The 13,939-nt window shown below is 30.5% G+C and carries 18 protein-coding genes; 4 read left to right on the top strand and 14 right to left on the bottom strand.

Going from position 1 to position 13,939, the window contains the following annotated elements:
* Positions 1 to 167: 167 nt before the first annotated feature.
* On the top strand, positions 168 to 1,106 hold the full coding sequence (locus ACFVR2_RS01560) for a patatin-like phospholipase family protein (protein ID WP_387358266.1): 939 nt from the start codon (positions 168 to 170) through the stop codon (positions 1,104 to 1,106).
* Between the two features lie 91 nt (positions 1,107 to 1,197).
* Here the strand turns inward: ACFVR2_RS01560 and ACFVR2_RS01555 are convergent, their stop codons facing one another.
* The 3 genes from ACFVR2_RS01555 to ACFVR2_RS01545 all read right to left on the bottom strand — a co-directional run bounded on the left by ACFVR2_RS01555 (position 1,198) and on the right by ACFVR2_RS01545 (position 3,688).
* On the bottom strand, positions 1,198 to 2,511 hold the full coding sequence (locus tag ACFVR2_RS01555; RefSeq protein ID WP_387358264.1) for a DUF4179 domain-containing protein: 1,314 nt from the start codon (positions 2,509 to 2,511) through the stop codon (positions 1,198 to 1,200).
* Positions 2,504 to 3,025 carry a sigma-70 family RNA polymerase sigma factor gene (locus ACFVR2_RS01550; RefSeq protein WP_387358262.1) on the bottom strand — a complete coding sequence of 174 codons (522 nt, stop codon included), beginning with the start codon at positions 3,023 to 3,025 and terminating at the stop codon, positions 2,504 to 2,506. The genes ACFVR2_RS01555 and ACFVR2_RS01550 overlap by 8 nt, the downstream gene beginning before the upstream one ends.
* Before the next feature lie 192 nt (positions 3,026 to 3,217).
* The gene (locus ACFVR2_RS01545) at positions 3,218 to 3,688 is read right to left on the bottom strand and encodes a hypothetical protein (protein WP_387358260.1); all 471 of its coding nucleotides are present in this window, start codon (positions 3,686 to 3,688) and stop codon (positions 3,218 to 3,220) included.
* 650 nt (positions 3,689 to 4,338) lie between these two features.
* Between ACFVR2_RS01545 and ACFVR2_RS01540 the strand changes: the two genes are divergently transcribed.
* Positions 4,339 to 4,548 (top strand): hypothetical protein, encoded by a 210-nt coding sequence (locus ACFVR2_RS01540; RefSeq protein ID WP_387358258.1) that lies wholly within the window; start codon positions 4,339 to 4,341, stop codon positions 4,546 to 4,548.
* 517 nt (positions 4,549 to 5,065) lie between these two features.
* Here ACFVR2_RS01540 and ACFVR2_RS01535 read toward each other — a convergent pair.
* From ACFVR2_RS01535 to ACFVR2_RS01515, 5 genes are all read right to left on the bottom strand, one after another.
* Complete coding sequence (locus tag ACFVR2_RS01535) at positions 5,066 to 5,515, bottom strand: Imm26 family immunity protein (RefSeq protein WP_387358256.1); 450 nt, start codon at positions 5,513 to 5,515, stop codon at positions 5,066 to 5,068.
* 99 nt (positions 5,516 to 5,614) lie between these two features.
* A complete protein-coding gene (locus ACFVR2_RS01530) occupies positions 5,615 to 6,001 on the bottom strand; it encodes a hypothetical protein (RefSeq protein WP_387358254.1) in 387 nt (128 codons plus the stop codon).
* 84 nt (positions 6,002 to 6,085) lie between these two features.
* Entirely contained in the window at positions 6,086 to 6,508 is a 423-nt protein-coding gene (locus tag ACFVR2_RS01525) for a hypothetical protein (RefSeq protein WP_387358252.1), read from the bottom strand.
* 290 nt (positions 6,509 to 6,798) lie between these two features.
* Positions 6,799 to 7,044, bottom strand: coding sequence for a cytoplasmic protein (locus ACFVR2_RS01520; RefSeq protein WP_387358250.1), 246 nt, complete (start codon positions 7,042 to 7,044; stop codon positions 6,799 to 6,801).
* A gap of 74 nt (positions 7,045 to 7,118) precedes the next feature.
* Complete coding sequence (locus ACFVR2_RS01515; protein WP_387358248.1) at positions 7,119 to 7,343, bottom strand: hypothetical protein; 225 nt, start codon at positions 7,341 to 7,343, stop codon at positions 7,119 to 7,121.
* Positions 7,344 to 7,605: 262 nt separating this feature from the next.
* On the opposite strand from ACFVR2_RS01515, the gene ACFVR2_RS01510 reads away from it, so the two are divergent.
* The gene (locus ACFVR2_RS01510) at positions 7,606 to 7,806 is read left to right on the top strand and encodes a cold-shock protein (RefSeq protein ID WP_387328716.1); all 201 of its coding nucleotides are present in this window, start codon (positions 7,606 to 7,608) and stop codon (positions 7,804 to 7,806) included.
* A gap of 332 nt (positions 7,807 to 8,138) precedes the next feature.
* On the opposite strand, the gene ACFVR2_RS01505 is transcribed toward ACFVR2_RS01510, so the two are convergent.
* The 3 genes from ACFVR2_RS01505 to ACFVR2_RS01495 all read right to left on the bottom strand — a co-directional run bounded on the left by ACFVR2_RS01505 (position 8,139) and on the right by ACFVR2_RS01495 (position 11,650).
* The gene (locus ACFVR2_RS01505) at positions 8,139 to 8,432 is read right to left on the bottom strand and encodes a hypothetical protein (RefSeq protein ID WP_387328719.1); all 294 of its coding nucleotides are present in this window, start codon (positions 8,430 to 8,432) and stop codon (positions 8,139 to 8,141) included.
* A gap of 112 nt (positions 8,433 to 8,544) precedes the next feature.
* Positions 8,545 to 10,008 carry a flavin monoamine oxidase family protein gene (locus tag ACFVR2_RS01500; RefSeq protein WP_387358246.1) on the bottom strand — a complete coding sequence of 488 codons (1,464 nt, stop codon included), beginning with the start codon at positions 10,006 to 10,008 and terminating at the stop codon, positions 8,545 to 8,547.
* A gap of 193 nt (positions 10,009 to 10,201) precedes the next feature.
* Positions 10,202 to 11,650, bottom strand: coding sequence for a spore germination protein (locus tag ACFVR2_RS01495; protein ID WP_387358244.1), 1,449 nt, complete (start codon positions 11,648 to 11,650; stop codon positions 10,202 to 10,204).
* A 304-nt stretch (positions 11,651 to 11,954) separates the two neighbouring features.
* Between ACFVR2_RS01495 and ACFVR2_RS01490 the strand changes: the two genes are divergently transcribed.
* A complete protein-coding gene (locus tag ACFVR2_RS01490; protein WP_387358242.1) occupies positions 11,955 to 12,437 on the top strand; it encodes a DinB family protein in 483 nt (160 codons plus the stop codon).
* Positions 12,438 to 12,612: 175 nt separating this feature from the next.
* On the opposite strand, the gene ACFVR2_RS01485 is transcribed toward ACFVR2_RS01490, so the two are convergent.
* From ACFVR2_RS01485 to ACFVR2_RS01475, 3 genes are all read right to left on the bottom strand, one after another.
* The gene (locus ACFVR2_RS01485; RefSeq protein ID WP_387358240.1) at positions 12,613 to 12,738 is read right to left on the bottom strand and encodes a hypothetical protein; all 126 of its coding nucleotides are present in this window, start codon (positions 12,736 to 12,738) and stop codon (positions 12,613 to 12,615) included.
* Between the two features lie 109 nt (positions 12,739 to 12,847).
* On the bottom strand, positions 12,848 to 13,255 hold the full coding sequence (locus ACFVR2_RS01480) for a hypothetical protein (protein WP_387358238.1): 408 nt from the start codon (positions 13,253 to 13,255) through the stop codon (positions 12,848 to 12,850).
* 147 nt (positions 13,256 to 13,402) lie between these two features.
* On the bottom strand, positions 13,403 to 13,708 hold the full coding sequence (locus tag ACFVR2_RS01475; protein ID WP_387358236.1) for a hypothetical protein: 306 nt from the start codon (positions 13,706 to 13,708) through the stop codon (positions 13,403 to 13,405).
* Positions 13,709 to 13,939: the final 231 nt, after the last annotated feature.

Genomic DNA, 13,939 nt, shown 5'->3' with positions numbered 1-13,939 from the left:
TCCCTAGATTTTTGAAATAGTAATTCATCTGCAAAGATTGTCAGATTATTTCCCAAAAAATAAATTAATTGATAAATATGATTGCATTAATAGCTAATCACACTAAAACAGAACTCCCATATATTATATTAGTATAATCCGCTTTTCTGAAAGGTAGGTGTGACAAAATGAAAGTAGATGGTATTTTTGAAGGAGGAGGAGTTCGAGGAATCGGACATGTTGGTGCTATTTGCGCTTTAGAAGAAGAAGGTTATGAATGGGCACGTTTGGCAGGCACTTCTGCTGGTGCTATTGTTGCTGCTCTTCTAGCAAGTGGCTATACAGGGAAAGAATTAAAGGAAATTATGGATCATCTAGATTATAAGAAATTTATTACAAAAACATGGTTGCACTTTATTCCTTTTATCGGATTAGGATTAAATTTCTTATTTAAAAATGGGTTATATAAAAATGAATTTGAAGAAGAATGGTTAGAATCTTTATTATCCAATAAAGGAATTCGCTATTTCGATGATTTAGAAGAAGGAAAATTAAAAATCATTATTTCAGATATTAGTAATGGTAAAATGGTCGTTTTACCTGATGATTTACCTGATTACGGCTTATCTGCAAAAGATATTACAATTTCTCAAGCCGTTAGAATGAGTGGTACAATTCCCTTTTTCTTTCAACCAATTAAACTAAAAACTCCTAATTATAATTATCCAATATTAATTGTTGATGGTGGAATTTTAAGCAATTTTCCAATTTGGATTTTCGATGATCACCAAGAATGGCCGACTTTTGGTTTTCGTTTAATAGATGATGAAATTATCGGAAAACCATTAGATGGTCATAATCCAATCTCATTCTATAAATCAATATTTATAACGATGAGACAAGCACACGACCTTCGACATCTAACAAAAGAAGTAAATGAACGAACCATAAAAATCCCAACTGGTGAAATATCAAGCACAGATTTCAATTTAACAAATAAAGAAAAGGAACTACTTTTCACAAATGGATACCAAGCAGCAAAAAAATTTCTTGGAACTTGGGATTTTGAAAAGTTTAAGCATAACTATCCACCTGAACCGTACTGTCATAAGGTGGACAGTCTGTAATAACTTAAAAAACGCAATCTTTTCTAGATATTCATAGAAAAGATTACGTTTTTTGTTTTTGTTTTTCCTATTTTTAGTCCGTTAGGTTATCTCATTTAATCCTTATTTTAGCATCTCCTTGAATATATTCAGGATAAAATGCCAGCTTAAGCTTTAATGGATTAGTGTAATTTTTAGAAGAAATTGTTATTCCTATTTCTTGCCTACCACCATCATAATATTCTTGAGATTCTGAGCTAGTTTGAACTTCTTTTCCATTAGCATCATAGATTGATCCAACTATGGAGTAATGAAATTCTTTCTTTGTGTTTAAGGTGAACTTTAAAACTGAACCTTCCTTTTTAAAATCAGTTAAAAAATTACCATTTGGTTGCTGTAAAATTTGTTGTTTCTCTGTATCAAGTAATATATAATCTTTATCCTTATCAACAGCCTGTAGTTTATTTATAACCAAATATAATTCTTTTGGATCTTTAAAGTAATTACTTTGTAAATAAACAATCCTTTCATTATCGCTAATATGTTTAGCAGTAGTTCCATTAGTTATTTTAGACCATACCTCACCATTTTGATCAACAAGTTTAATATCAGAGAAATCAAGTATTTTCTTTGAATTTCTTGGATCCATTTCAACTTGTACTGCTACACGTAAAGGATAGATTGTAACTTTTTTAATTGTAATTTTTTGCCCTTCAATTATTACTGTTTTGTTTAATTCATATATTTGTTTAGTTTTTTCTAGATTTTTTATAGTGAATGGAATAGAAAATTGTTCTAAAGTTTCGTTACTCTTTATCTTTAAATCTAAGTTAAAATCATGTTGTTCGTTTGCTTTATCAAAAAAATATTCGATCCTGCCAGTATACGTGTTTAACTCATCTTCTACTGGAAGTGAAACTGATGAAGAATGTTCTGGCAATTCTTCTCCATTACTAGGTTTGAGATTCACTTCTTTTATATTCAGATTATGTTGTGGTTCATTTGCGTCAATCGTGTAAAAAATCACCATTCCTTGCTCATCTGCAATAACTGAATCAACCGTTACCTTGATACCACTTTTTTCTTGTGAAATACCAATTTCTTGAGCATATTTATTTTCTACAGCTGATATTAACCCTTTATCATCACGAATAAGTTCAACTATTTTCTCCATACCTGGGACCTTAGTTAAATAATCAGCAAAGGTTGGCGATACTCGAATACTTGTTAGTAACCCCAATAGAAGAATAGCAGCTGCAACAAAAGACCAAATCCTATATTTCCGTTTCGGTTTAGTTACCAACTTAGTTTCTTTTGCTTTTTGAAATCCAATTTGTATAGCTTCATCAATTTCATCAATAGGTAATTCGAAGTTTTCGTATTTTTCTTTCCATCTTTTTAGTTCATTTTCTTCTTTTTCAAACACGGCCTTTTTCTCCTTTCTCTTCAAGGATTTCTCTTAATGATCTCAATGCTTTATTTAACCAAGTCTTTACTGTACCTTCTGGGCGATTCCACATAATTGCAATTTCTTTGATTTTGATATCGTGAAAATATTTTAAATGCAATAGCTGTCGCTGTGTGTCATCAAGCCTGGACATTGCTTCTTCTATTTCAATATAGTTATAGTCTTCATTCGTACCTAGCTGTGAAATATATTCATCGTCGAATGTTACTCTATTATTCTTCTTTATATAATCCTGACAGTAATTAATCATTATCCTAATAAGCCATGTTTTTACATAACTTGGTTCTCTTAACGTTTTTATGTTTTGATAAGCTCTAAAGGTTACTTCTTGTATTGCTTCAATTGCCTCATCTTTATTCTTCAAGTAAGCTAGTGCAGTTTTATATAATGACAATTTATGTTCATGTATAATTGATAAAAATGCTTGCTCATCTCCTTTGATAGCCCTTTCCACTAGACTATGATCCTGCAATCTCAATCCCTCCATCTCGGTGTTCTATACATTAGACTCCTGAGAGCTTAAAAAGTTTTAATAATTTTAATTTTCCCCATAAAAAATTCCCCCTATAGTAGACAGTACAGCACCCTTCTTTTAACTGTCTACTATAAGGGGATTATTAGAACTTTTATGACACCCTCTTTTTTAACTTTATTTTTTATTTAATTATATCGTTTCTTGCCAATAGGATTTTATCAATTTTGTCCTATTAGAATCTGAATATACATAAACATTATGGCGAATTACTCTCGTTTTTCCAGAATATCTTACTTGCATAATATCTTTTGTATAAAGAATAGGTCTAGAACTTGAAAGAAATGATATAGGTGTTGCAGCAACACCTGCGAAAGCTGCTGGAGCAAAATATACTCCGAGAGATATAGAAGCGACTGAAGCTATTTGAATAGAAAAATCCAGTCCAGATTTATTTTGTATTTTTCCATAAGCTGTTCCAACATAACTATATAGTGTTCCTCCTGTATCAATAGCAACACTTCGACTAGTTATAGGAGATGTTATTTGTTCAATATGTGTAATTTGAATGTTGTCATTTGTATCAGTCGACTCTGCAAATGATACACTTGCTGAGCTGATAGTAATAGCAGTTGCTAAAGTTGAAACTAAAATTTTTTTCATATCTAACACTCCTTATCTTTTAGAGATGTTCTTTTTTTGTTTAGGAAAAAAATGCCAAATAAACAATTTACTCAACTTTCGTACATCGAGAAACTTAATGATCCCTTGAATCTCCTTAATTCTCTGGATTGATTAGAAAATAACTTAACAAATTATCTACCAAAACGATCACCTCTTTACATTATTATTAATGTCTTAAATTATAGTAATCTGAGGAATTAATTCAGTGGAATTTATATGAATATTTTAGTAAAACTTTACAAATTTTTACCTTAAAAAGAATCTTTGGTGAAGATTGAATATTTTTCAAAATAATTTAAGAAAATACTTACTAATAGAATCATAGTTTGTTGCATTTTTATAAGTTCCAATAGCAGTAAATGCGACTATTTGAAAAAATGAAAAAAAAATTCACAATAATGACAATGAGTTTTGGTAAATTTTACTTTTTAAATGTTAAGATAATTTCGTAAACGTTTACTAAAAAAATTAGGACAAAGTTATAAAAAAGTGTAATTCAATTTTAACTTCCGCGGTAACTGGTGTAGGGAGTGTGACCTTTCCTATAAAATTTAATAAATATTTAAAATGCTGGTGCTATTTTATTTAATGTCATAGCAACAACCAATTTGAAACAGGAGGATAATATTATGAAATTAGCAAAAAAATTATTAATCATAACTTCATACATAATGTTTACGGTAATGATTGTTGTTGGTCCAGAGTTTCCTAAGTATAAATTGTATGTTCTTTTGCTACAGGTATTATTTTTTTGTACAGGTCCATTATTATTAATATTTATAGATTGGAAGAGAAAAAGAAATAAAAAGAAGGCTAATATCAAAAGTAAATCGGAGTGAAATGGAATGGTTTTAGTTAGTGGATCCATGGAATTAAATTAGAATTTAAATAGTTGCAGCTGCTAAATGAGCTTTAATCCCCAGAAAATAACATCAACAACAGTTTCTGCGAACTAAGAGTATCCATTAAGAATTAAGATCGTTGTAGTTGAATAAAAAAAGAGCCTATCACGGTTCAAAATGTTATCAAACTATTAGTTTGTTTGGTTTAGTTAAATAAGTAATAAAATATAGATTGATTAACCACCAACTTATAGTTTACCTACTTTTATCCAATTCCAGATTCGAAAGCTACCAAAAATAGAGATTAAAAAAAGAGATATTAATGCAACTATCCAAACTGAAAATCTATTTATTTCTTTTAATCCTTCAGCATTTCGAAATACAAAAGTAGAAAAGCCAATTATCATTAAATAACAGAGTACATTTGGAATAATCCATGCAATTCTAAATTGTTATTTCCCAATACCTACCACATCCTTAGTTACAAAATCATCCTATTGTACTAACGCATGAGTTAGTACAATAGGATTTTAATTTTTATATATTCATTTGTCCATTTTTCATCGCCCATAATCCTATCGATTATATGCTCTGATTCCCAAACGGCAGCTATTTCTAACCCTTCGCATTCTTCCTTAAAAGCTTTACGTATCTCACTCTTATGGTATATTGAGAATTCTCCAGAAATACTATCAACAATACAGTTTGGAGGTGGCCATTCTTCTTCAATAGTTTCAAAGGGACGGTAATCTACAATTGGCCATTCACCTGAAGTTAAAACGTCATTATATACACCAACAATGAATTGATAGTCTTCCACTCTAGGTAAGTCTTCAATTCTCATACCTATATGATTGTATATACCAATTGAGGCATCTCTAAATGTTCGACCAAAGGCATAATTACCATTAGGTAAAGGAATTACATATATGTTTCCTACTTTTCTTCTAATCCTTTTAACCATATTTAAGTTACGACTCCTTGTTTACAATGATCATACTTAGAAATCAAAGGTTATTCTTGTTACTTAACTAGAGTACTGCGTTAGTTGAATTAGAAGGACCTATATCCCCGTATCAAACAACAAAATTTGTTCTGTTTCAATTTTCACATATGAGCCAATAGGGTAATTGTCTCCAGTCAACTCAAAAGCGAGTATGTTATTGCCAATTCTCAAGACCGAGTATCCATCAGAATCAACCGATTCTAATACTCCTGAAAAATAAACATGATTATCATTACTTGCTATTTGGCTAAATTCTTCATCAATCTTATTTATTTGCTTTTCCCATTCTAGAATTTCTGGAATATCAATCTCTATATTATATTTGAAATTCAATTTTGGTTTAGATCCAACCCATTTACCTTCAGCACTACTATAGAGGGAATTAAAATTAACAATATAACCATCTGCCAATTCTTTCATATATCTTACAACTATTATTTCCATTTTTATTCACCTACTAGAATGGTCTTTAAATCTAGATTTCAATATAAATCTTGTTTTTCCTTATTCAACTAAGTAGACATAATGCTACTTTTCGTAATTCAAGAGTTCTTCCAATTCTTTTGAAAGCTTTTCGTTCAACATGGCATAACTTTGTTTATCATTGTCTCCTATCAATACAGCTTTGTTGATATCATTGTGGAACCATATTTCATACTCGTAGAGCTTTTCAGGCATATTTTTCTCTTCTTCATAGAATAATGTTGCTTTAATGTCTGCTATTCGTTTACTTTTTACTGCAACATTTTCTTCCCATTTAATTTTACTGAAAAAACGCTCTATTTTTACAAGTTTCTTCTTATCTGTAACTATTTCTGTATCCGAATATGTTCCGTTTGCACTCATCTTAATGTATTCCATTCTCGTTAAATTCTTTTGTTTGTTAATACACCCCAATAGAGTGCATACGAGTAAAATTAATACAAAACCTACTAAACACCTTTTCCTCATACTATCCCTCCTGACTCTCATCTCGATTAAATCAGTAATTTCGATTTTGGAATTTGAAAATTGGTTTGATGGCGTGATAATACTATTCTGTTATACATCAACTCTACGATATTCGAAATACTCATATCAAATTCCTCCCTCTTAATCGGTCAAGGTCATGTTTCACATTGCCTAAACTTCAATTCCTTATGCAACTAAAGCATTGCCATTTAGTCGAATAAGAAAAAGCCACCTAAATTGGCAGCTTCTATTAAACTCATGCATGCATTAGTTGAATAAGAGATTTAAAATTAAAACATTTTTTTATTCATTCCAATTAAAAACTGCTCTGTAATTGGAAATCCAGAACTCTCTCCAATAACAGAATCTATTCCACAATAAGGACATACTGCAGTTTTTTCATTATCCCACCACTCATTAATTTCAGAAGGGCTATAAATTTTTAAACAATAAAAACAACCACAGACACTGTCCTTCTCTAACTCAGTCTTATGGTAACTACTGAAACGATGTGCTTCTATAAAATGACTCTCCATTCCAATTTCTCCTCGATTTATATAAATATATTCTATTCTTGCTCAACTAACGAATTCGTTAGTTCTATATGTTTTTACAAAGAACTAAAAGGAACTAAAATTAAAAATACTCCTAAAAGGATAATTAAACCTTTAGCAATGTACCATGGCAATAATAAAAAGAGTTCTACTGAAAAGTATGTACTCCCTCTGTTTCTTGCATTCTCATGACGTTCTTTTGTATGGAAATATGCAATTACTACTATTCCAATACCAATTAATTGCGCAAACCAAGCCCCTGATGAAATATAACTAGCCAATTTGATTCTCCCTTAACAAAGCGATTTGACTAAAATTATATCATTCCCTATTTAACTAAACTGCCACTTGTTAAATAAAAAAATCGACTAAACAGCCGATCTTGTTGTTCAACTAATGCATGCGTTAGTTGCATAAGTAGGTTTTATTAATTAGTTATATAAATTAGGAATGTCCTTTTATTTAGGATAATTTGATTATCACTAACTATTATGTTAATATTGAAATATTAATGTGTGTAAATCGCACTAGGAGGCAACAAAAATGGAACATGGTAAAGTAAAATGGTTTAATGCAGATAAAGGTTTTGGATTCATCGAGCGTGAAAATGGAGATGATGTATTCGTACATTTCTCAGCTATTCAAACTGATGGTTTCAAATCATTAGATGAAGGCCAAGCTGTTACATTTAATGTAGAGCCAGGTCAACGTGGACCTCAAGCGACTAATGTAAAAAAAGCATAATTAACTAAAATTAGTCAGATTCTACTTGATAGAATCTGACTTTATTTATGTCTTATAAAATTAAAAACCCCTATTCGAAAATAGAATAAGGGTAAAATCAAACGTGGATCTCGGTAAAGCAAATGGTTAAAGCTATTATATCTCAAATAAAATGAAGTTACAAATTACTAATAATTTCTTCTAAAAAAGACAGATTGGATAAAGTTTAATTAACTTAGATGATAGATTCCAATTCAACTTATGCATGTGTGTTAGTTAAATAAGACCACTTTAAAAGCCATATCAAATGATATGATATGACTTTTAAAGTGGTGAAACGTCACCTAGTCTTATTATTTATTTCGTTGTTTTTTATTTCGTTCTACAAATAAATGATATTCTTGAAATTCTTCTTCAAGTTTATCTAGTATTCTACCAGTTGTATGTTCATCGGATAATTTTTGACAATACATTTCTAATAAGAATTTTCCTGCTTTATAATTTATAAGAAAAATCGGATAATCAGATTCATATCTGTTATTTTTTTTCCCTTCTACTAAAAAATGTTGAGTCATCTTTTCACCAAAGATTTTTATATGAAGTTTTACTAAATCATCATATTTTTCTTTCTCTTCCTGGTTAAACATTTGTATTTCCCCCTATGTGTTCTTATGTAACTAACGCATGCGTTAGTTACATAAGAAATTCTTCTATTTCAGTAATTTATTTAATTTTATTCTTTTATTAATAAATTTAAGGTTATCTATTATTAACTTCATACGCTGTTCTAATTCCTGCTTCAATCGCACCTTGCATCCAACCGGGAGTAGTAGATGAATGTGATCCTGCGAAATGAATTCTACCTTCCGGTGTACTTATATATTGACCTAATTCTTTTACTTGGTCAGGTTTAAACATAACAAAAGCTCCCCCATAATAAGGAAATTCTGACCAATTATGTGAAAACCCTATTAGAAACTCCGAAAATACTTGATTACCAAATATAAATGAAAGATCATTCAAAGCAATTTTTATACGCTCTTGTTGTGTCATATTATCCCAGATGCTTGAATCGTCTTCCCATGTGTAACTAGCCAACATAATTCCAGTACTGTTCATTGCACCAGCACCATGACTAGGAAAGTATGCAAACTTGATTGGGAGATCAGTAGTTAATTTACCACCATATATCCCATATTTTTCCCAAAATCTCGTTTTAAATTGTAGACCTATTTTGGTTGAATTAGCATAATGTATCTTTCTAATGACTTTTCTCTTTTCATATGCTACGGATTCAAAGGGAAGTAAATCTACAAAATTCAGCAATGTATATGGAATTGTAGAAATAACATAATCGCTAGTCAGTTGATGCTCGGTATTTAATATTTGATTTTCCGTATATATTGTTACGTTTGCTTCTTGTTGTATGATTTTTTTAACTCTTTGATTCGAAATAATATCGTCTTTAAGATGTGGTAAAAATCCATTAATAAGATGATCTGTTCCCCCTGTAATTTCATAAAATTTAAGGTCCTTTGTTAAGAGTACCAAAACTTCTCTTAATATAGCAGTAAATGCAAGTTCGCTAAATCCTTCTAATCCAACCATCGTTTCAATCATATCGATTGCTTCTGGTGATAAGGATACACTAACAGGGTTATATTTTAAAAAGTTAGCCATTGAATAATGATCATACAAATTTATAACGATTTCCCAATTTTTTTCAGGATCTTGATTAATAAAATCAATTACAGGTCCAATTGCTAATAATAGTAATTCAGTTGCAGTTTTCCCTTGTTCACTTGGGAAAACTTTAAAGTTTAGTTGATCTGGATTTGCTTTATAACTGGTTTCATTTGTTAATACATTATTAATGAACATTAAATCATTTGGTGTACTATTTATAAATTCATTCACTTGAAGATTGAATTTTTTTATATACTCCAAAACTAGGTGATGAATTGAAGGTATGCGCATTGCACCAAGATCTATATATTGATTATTAATAAAAGGTTCCCTTTTTGTATATATTCTTCCTCCAATTCTGTTATTTGCTTCAATTATAGTAATCCGGTGTCCAGCTTCCTTTAAAAGTGAAGCAGCGACTAATCCGGATATACCTGCACCTATAATGGTTACATCCTTTGGTGAATTTGTTTTTTGTAACCCATTATGAATAATGTAAATCATTTGCTCCATAGAAAGCAGTAATTTTTGAATCATAGAAATCACCTCAACTTGCAATATATAAATATCCATATCATGATATTCGTTTACAAATTGAAGTAGAATTTAAAAATTTATTCTTTTGATTAGTAACTATCCTGACAGTTGCATAATAAAAAATAGACTGAGGTAGCAGTCCGTCGAAAATGAACTAACGCACTGCGTTAGTTCAATAACAAATAATTAGGTACTATTTATTATCTTTATGCGGATAGGTATGTTTGCTATTTATCAACTTCCTCAAATCACCACGAAATAGAGCATCTTTCATTTCTCTAAAACGAAATGGAATAAATGGAGCTAAATACGGAACACCTACCGATCTAAGAGATGCCATATATACTGTAACAATCATTAATCCAACGATGATCCCTTTTAGTCCAAAAAAATAACCGAAAATTATAAATAGGATACGAAGTACTCTTATCGCACCACTGAGTCCGCCTGCTAGTATTGTACTAGATGCTAACATACTGATCCCAACAACAATCAAGCTCAATTGATGAACCAATTTCGCTTCAACCGCAGTTTGTCCAACTACAATTGCACCGATAAGTGAGATAAGTAACATTGTGTTTTTTGGTATCCTTAATGATGTTTCAAACAATAAATCAAATAAAAATACTAAAAATGCCATTTCCAGCAATATAGGAAAGACTGTATCTGACTGCGTTAATAGTTTTTCACTAAAAGGATGGGGGATCCAATCATGATGGAATCGAACCATTGTTACGTACAATCCCATTAATAGAATCGATAAAAACCATGAGAACAGCCTAAAGACCCTATTAAAGAAACGACCAGCTTTTATTGCATACTCATCTGGCTGATGAAAATAATGAATAAACAATGTAGGGACAATCAAAGAATATGGAACACCATTCACTAAGATAACAACCCTTCCTTCAAACAATGCAGAAACGGAAACATCTGGGCGTTCACAAGTAAAAACAAGCGGAAATAGGACTTTTTTTTCTTCTAATGTATCCTCAATTACACGAGCCTCTAATAAATAGGTGACATCAATATCATTTATTTTTTTTCGAGTCTCATCTAATACTTTTTGATCCACAAATTTATCTAGATAAACAATTGCGACATTTGTTTTTGAATCTCTTCCCACTTCAATGTTCTCTACACTAAAATCAGTTGATTGGATCATGTTTCGCAATAAATTGATGTTCACTTTTAGCTGTTCTGTGAATCCTACCATTGGTCCTCTTGCCGTACGTTGTGCATCTGGTTCAGTTAAAGCTCTCATTTGCCAATCAGAAGAATCTGCTAAAATCCCTTCAGAAAAACCGTCTATTATGAGTAGTACTTTTCCTTTTGACAGTTCACGAGTAATCTCATCAATCTTAGTAGTTAAACTAGCGTCTAATAGTGAGAGATGAAAATCTAGAAGTTCCTCCATGCCCTCTATTGATTTGACATGAAATAAAGGATTAAGAAGATATTCTTGAATATTTTTCGTATCAATAATTCCGTCAAGGTAAACTATCGCAGCTTTCCGAACAACTTCGCTCTTAATTTTTAAAGTTCGGATTTTCAAATCAGACGTTTCATTAAAGGATTTTTGTAAGATATCCAGATTTTTTTGTAGGTGAAGAGTTAAAAAAGCTGTTTCCGTCTTATTCATATACATACTCCTAGTAGATTTTCGTTTAGTATGTACTAATATAAACAACTTCATTAGTGCAACTAATTATGTAATAACATTAGAGCGAAACCTTTTTTTAGTTAATTTTTATCTATTTCTTATTCAACTAATCTGCCATTTTGTTGAATAAGAATAAAGAGACCCTCTATTGAAAAATTGCATGCTTTAGTTCAAAAAGGAATTTAGCCGTTGCTTGTTGAAATACTCATAGTTAACAAATTTTGGTAATATACTTAATAAATTATTTTAGAGTCTTATTTTTCTAAATTAGGAGGGATTATAATTGCAAATGTTTTTTAGATATAATTGGTCGGTAAGAGAAGAATGGTATAGGTGGTGTGAAGAGTTAAGTGAAGAAGAACTACTGTTGAACCGATCTGGTGGAATGGGAAGCATTTTACATACACTTTTTCATATAGTTGATGTAGAGTGGAGCTGGATTCGAGTATTACAAGGCAAATCTGATTTTCAGGAGAACTTCAATGCTTATAAAAGCTTAGATAAAGTTCGAGAATTGGACGCTAAATTTCATATTGAAGTGAAAAATTTTGTAGACAGCTGGGATAATGAAATGGAAAATCGTTTATTTTACGATACCTTACTAGATGGAAGAAATACGGATACTTGGGGGGAAATCATTAGACATACCATTGCTCATGAAATTCACCATATAGGACAATTATCAATTTGGGCAAGGGAAATCGGGAAACAACCTGTTTCTGCAAATCTAATTGGACGGGGTCTTGCCACTCATTCGAATAAATAATTAAGAAAGAAAATAATTTAATCAATTTCTTCTTTTATAAGTATAAGTTCTAGCTACAATCGACGGTAACTTTTTTCGAACATAGGTTAAGTATTTGGGATTAAATAGGACTTATTCAACTATCACATTGCAATAGTTAAATAACACTCAGGAGCAGATGGAATATAATCGGCTCCTATTTTATATTTAGGTAATTTGATATTATAAATTCCTCTATTTCAATTATTTCATTTTTAGTAATACCTTTTGTGAATACTACACCTTTTTCTTTCAATTTTTTTACAACTAGTTCCATATCCATTAGAAAATACTCCCTTAGATATTACTTTGAACAGCGTCTATTAAACTTTTTCATTTTATTCACTAGTATTTTCGCATATCAAAAGGACTCTAATCGGGAGTATTAGAGTCTATTTTTCTTTCCTATGTTGTTGTAATTCGTCTATGATTTTTTGTAAAGTATTACAGTGTTTTTGTGCCAGCGTCAATTCTTCTTTTACTAGATTCAGTTCCTTCATCATTGCATTATGAGTTTCATTGATGATATTTTCAATTTTTTGTAAAGAATTGCGCTGTTCTTGTTCCAACGTTAATTCTTCTTTTACTAGAACTAGTTCCTCCATCACCGCATCATGAGTCTCTTTGATTATCTTTTCATCTTTTTCACCGGCAATCCTTGCCACATATCCTATGACAGGCAAGGCAATACCTTGAAAGATGGTCTGTATTATATACTGTACCCATTCTACAATAGTATTTGGACTCTGGAAAAAAAGAGGTATAATCACAAATCCCAAGACGATGTAGAAACAAGCCATTGTAGATAACCAAAAAGCTAGTTTGTCACCAAGCCATTCATTAAAGCGCCTTATAATTAATCACTCCGTTTCTAAAAAAATGTTTATTTTTTTGTACATTCGACAATATTAAATTTACATTCTGTCCATTTGTTAAATTAATTTATATCAACCTTTTTTATAATGATCTAGTAATTTCATAAATAGAATTACAGCATTGATAAGAAGATAAACAATTGCAAAACCCCAAATTGTTTGCTCGATAGGTGGAAATTCTGTCTTATAGATAAACGGCCTAACTACTACATAGATAAAAGCATGATAAAAGATTAATAAGTTCATCCATTTAATAAATGATTTCCAATTTTTTACTGTAATTCCAGCCACAATAACAAGGATTGTAAGACTAAAAAAACTAAATAGAAGCCCAGATATAAATGATCTTGTCAATCCATTAATCATTTCAATTATCAAAGATTAACTCCTCCTTTTATGCAAAATTATAATCTACTATTAATATTATGCTCAAAAGGGACAAGCTGTTTGGGTACATATACATTGCAAAAAAAAATAGAAAAAAACTAATAATCTACTATTTCTTATTCAACTATACCGCCATTTAGCTGAATAACCATTAATGATTATTCAACTACTATCAAAAATTTCCTTACTACTATTTTATTTTATAAAAACCATAAAATTTAT

Origin of the sequence: Gottfriedia sp. NPDC057991, assembly GCF_042886615.1 — a bacterium.
GTDB lineage: Bacteria > Bacillota > Bacilli > Bacillales > Bacillaceae_G > Gottfriedia.
The sequence above is the reverse complement of the archived record's forward strand: the minus strand, read 5'-3'. Positions and strand labels throughout refer to the sequence as shown.

Excerpts from the sequence above, each read along its gene's own strand:
- ACFVR2_RS01560 (WP_387358266.1), top strand. The coding sequence starts at position 168 with ATGAAAGTAGATGGTATTTTTGAAGGAGGAGGAGTTCGAGGAATCGGA.
- ACFVR2_RS01545 (WP_387358260.1), bottom strand. The coding sequence starts at position 3,688 with ATGAAAAAAATTTTAGTTTCAACTTTAGCAACTGCTATTACTATCAGC.
- ACFVR2_RS01540 (WP_387358258.1), top strand. The coding sequence starts at position 4,339 with ATGAAATTAGCAAAAAAATTATTAATCATAACTTCATACATAATGTTT.
- ACFVR2_RS01535 (WP_387358256.1), bottom strand. The coding sequence starts at position 5,515 with ATGGTTAAAAGGATTAGAAGAAAAGTAGGAAACATATATGTAATTCCT.
- ACFVR2_RS01530 (WP_387358254.1), bottom strand. The coding sequence starts at position 6,001 with ATGGAAATAATAGTTGTAAGATATATGAAAGAATTGGCAGATGGTTAT.
- ACFVR2_RS01525 (WP_387358252.1), bottom strand. The coding sequence starts at position 6,508 with ATGAGGAAAAGGTGTTTAGTAGGTTTTGTATTAATTTTACTCGTATGC.
- ACFVR2_RS01520 (WP_387358250.1), bottom strand. The coding sequence starts at position 7,044 with ATGGAGAGTCATTTTATAGAAGCACATCGTTTCAGTAGTTACCATAAG.
- ACFVR2_RS01510 (WP_387328716.1), top strand. The coding sequence starts at position 7,606 with ATGGAACATGGTAAAGTAAAATGGTTTAATGCAGATAAAGGTTTTGGA.
- ACFVR2_RS01505 (WP_387328719.1), bottom strand. The coding sequence starts at position 8,432 with ATGTTTAACCAGGAAGAGAAAGAAAAATATGATGATTTAGTAAAACTT.
- ACFVR2_RS01500 (WP_387358246.1), bottom strand. The coding sequence starts at position 10,008 with ATGATTCAAAAATTACTGCTTTCTATGGAGCAAATGATTTACATTATT.
- ACFVR2_RS01495 (WP_387358244.1), bottom strand. The coding sequence starts at position 11,650 with ATGAATAAGACGGAAACAGCTTTTTTAACTCTTCACCTACAAAAAAAT.
- ACFVR2_RS01485 (WP_387358240.1), bottom strand. The coding sequence starts at position 12,738 with ATGGATATGGAACTAGTTGTAAAAAAATTGAAAGAAAAAGGTGTAGTA.
- ACFVR2_RS01480 (WP_387358238.1), bottom strand. The coding sequence starts at position 13,255 with ATGGCTTGTTTCTACATCGTCTTGGGATTTGTGATTATACCTCTTTTT.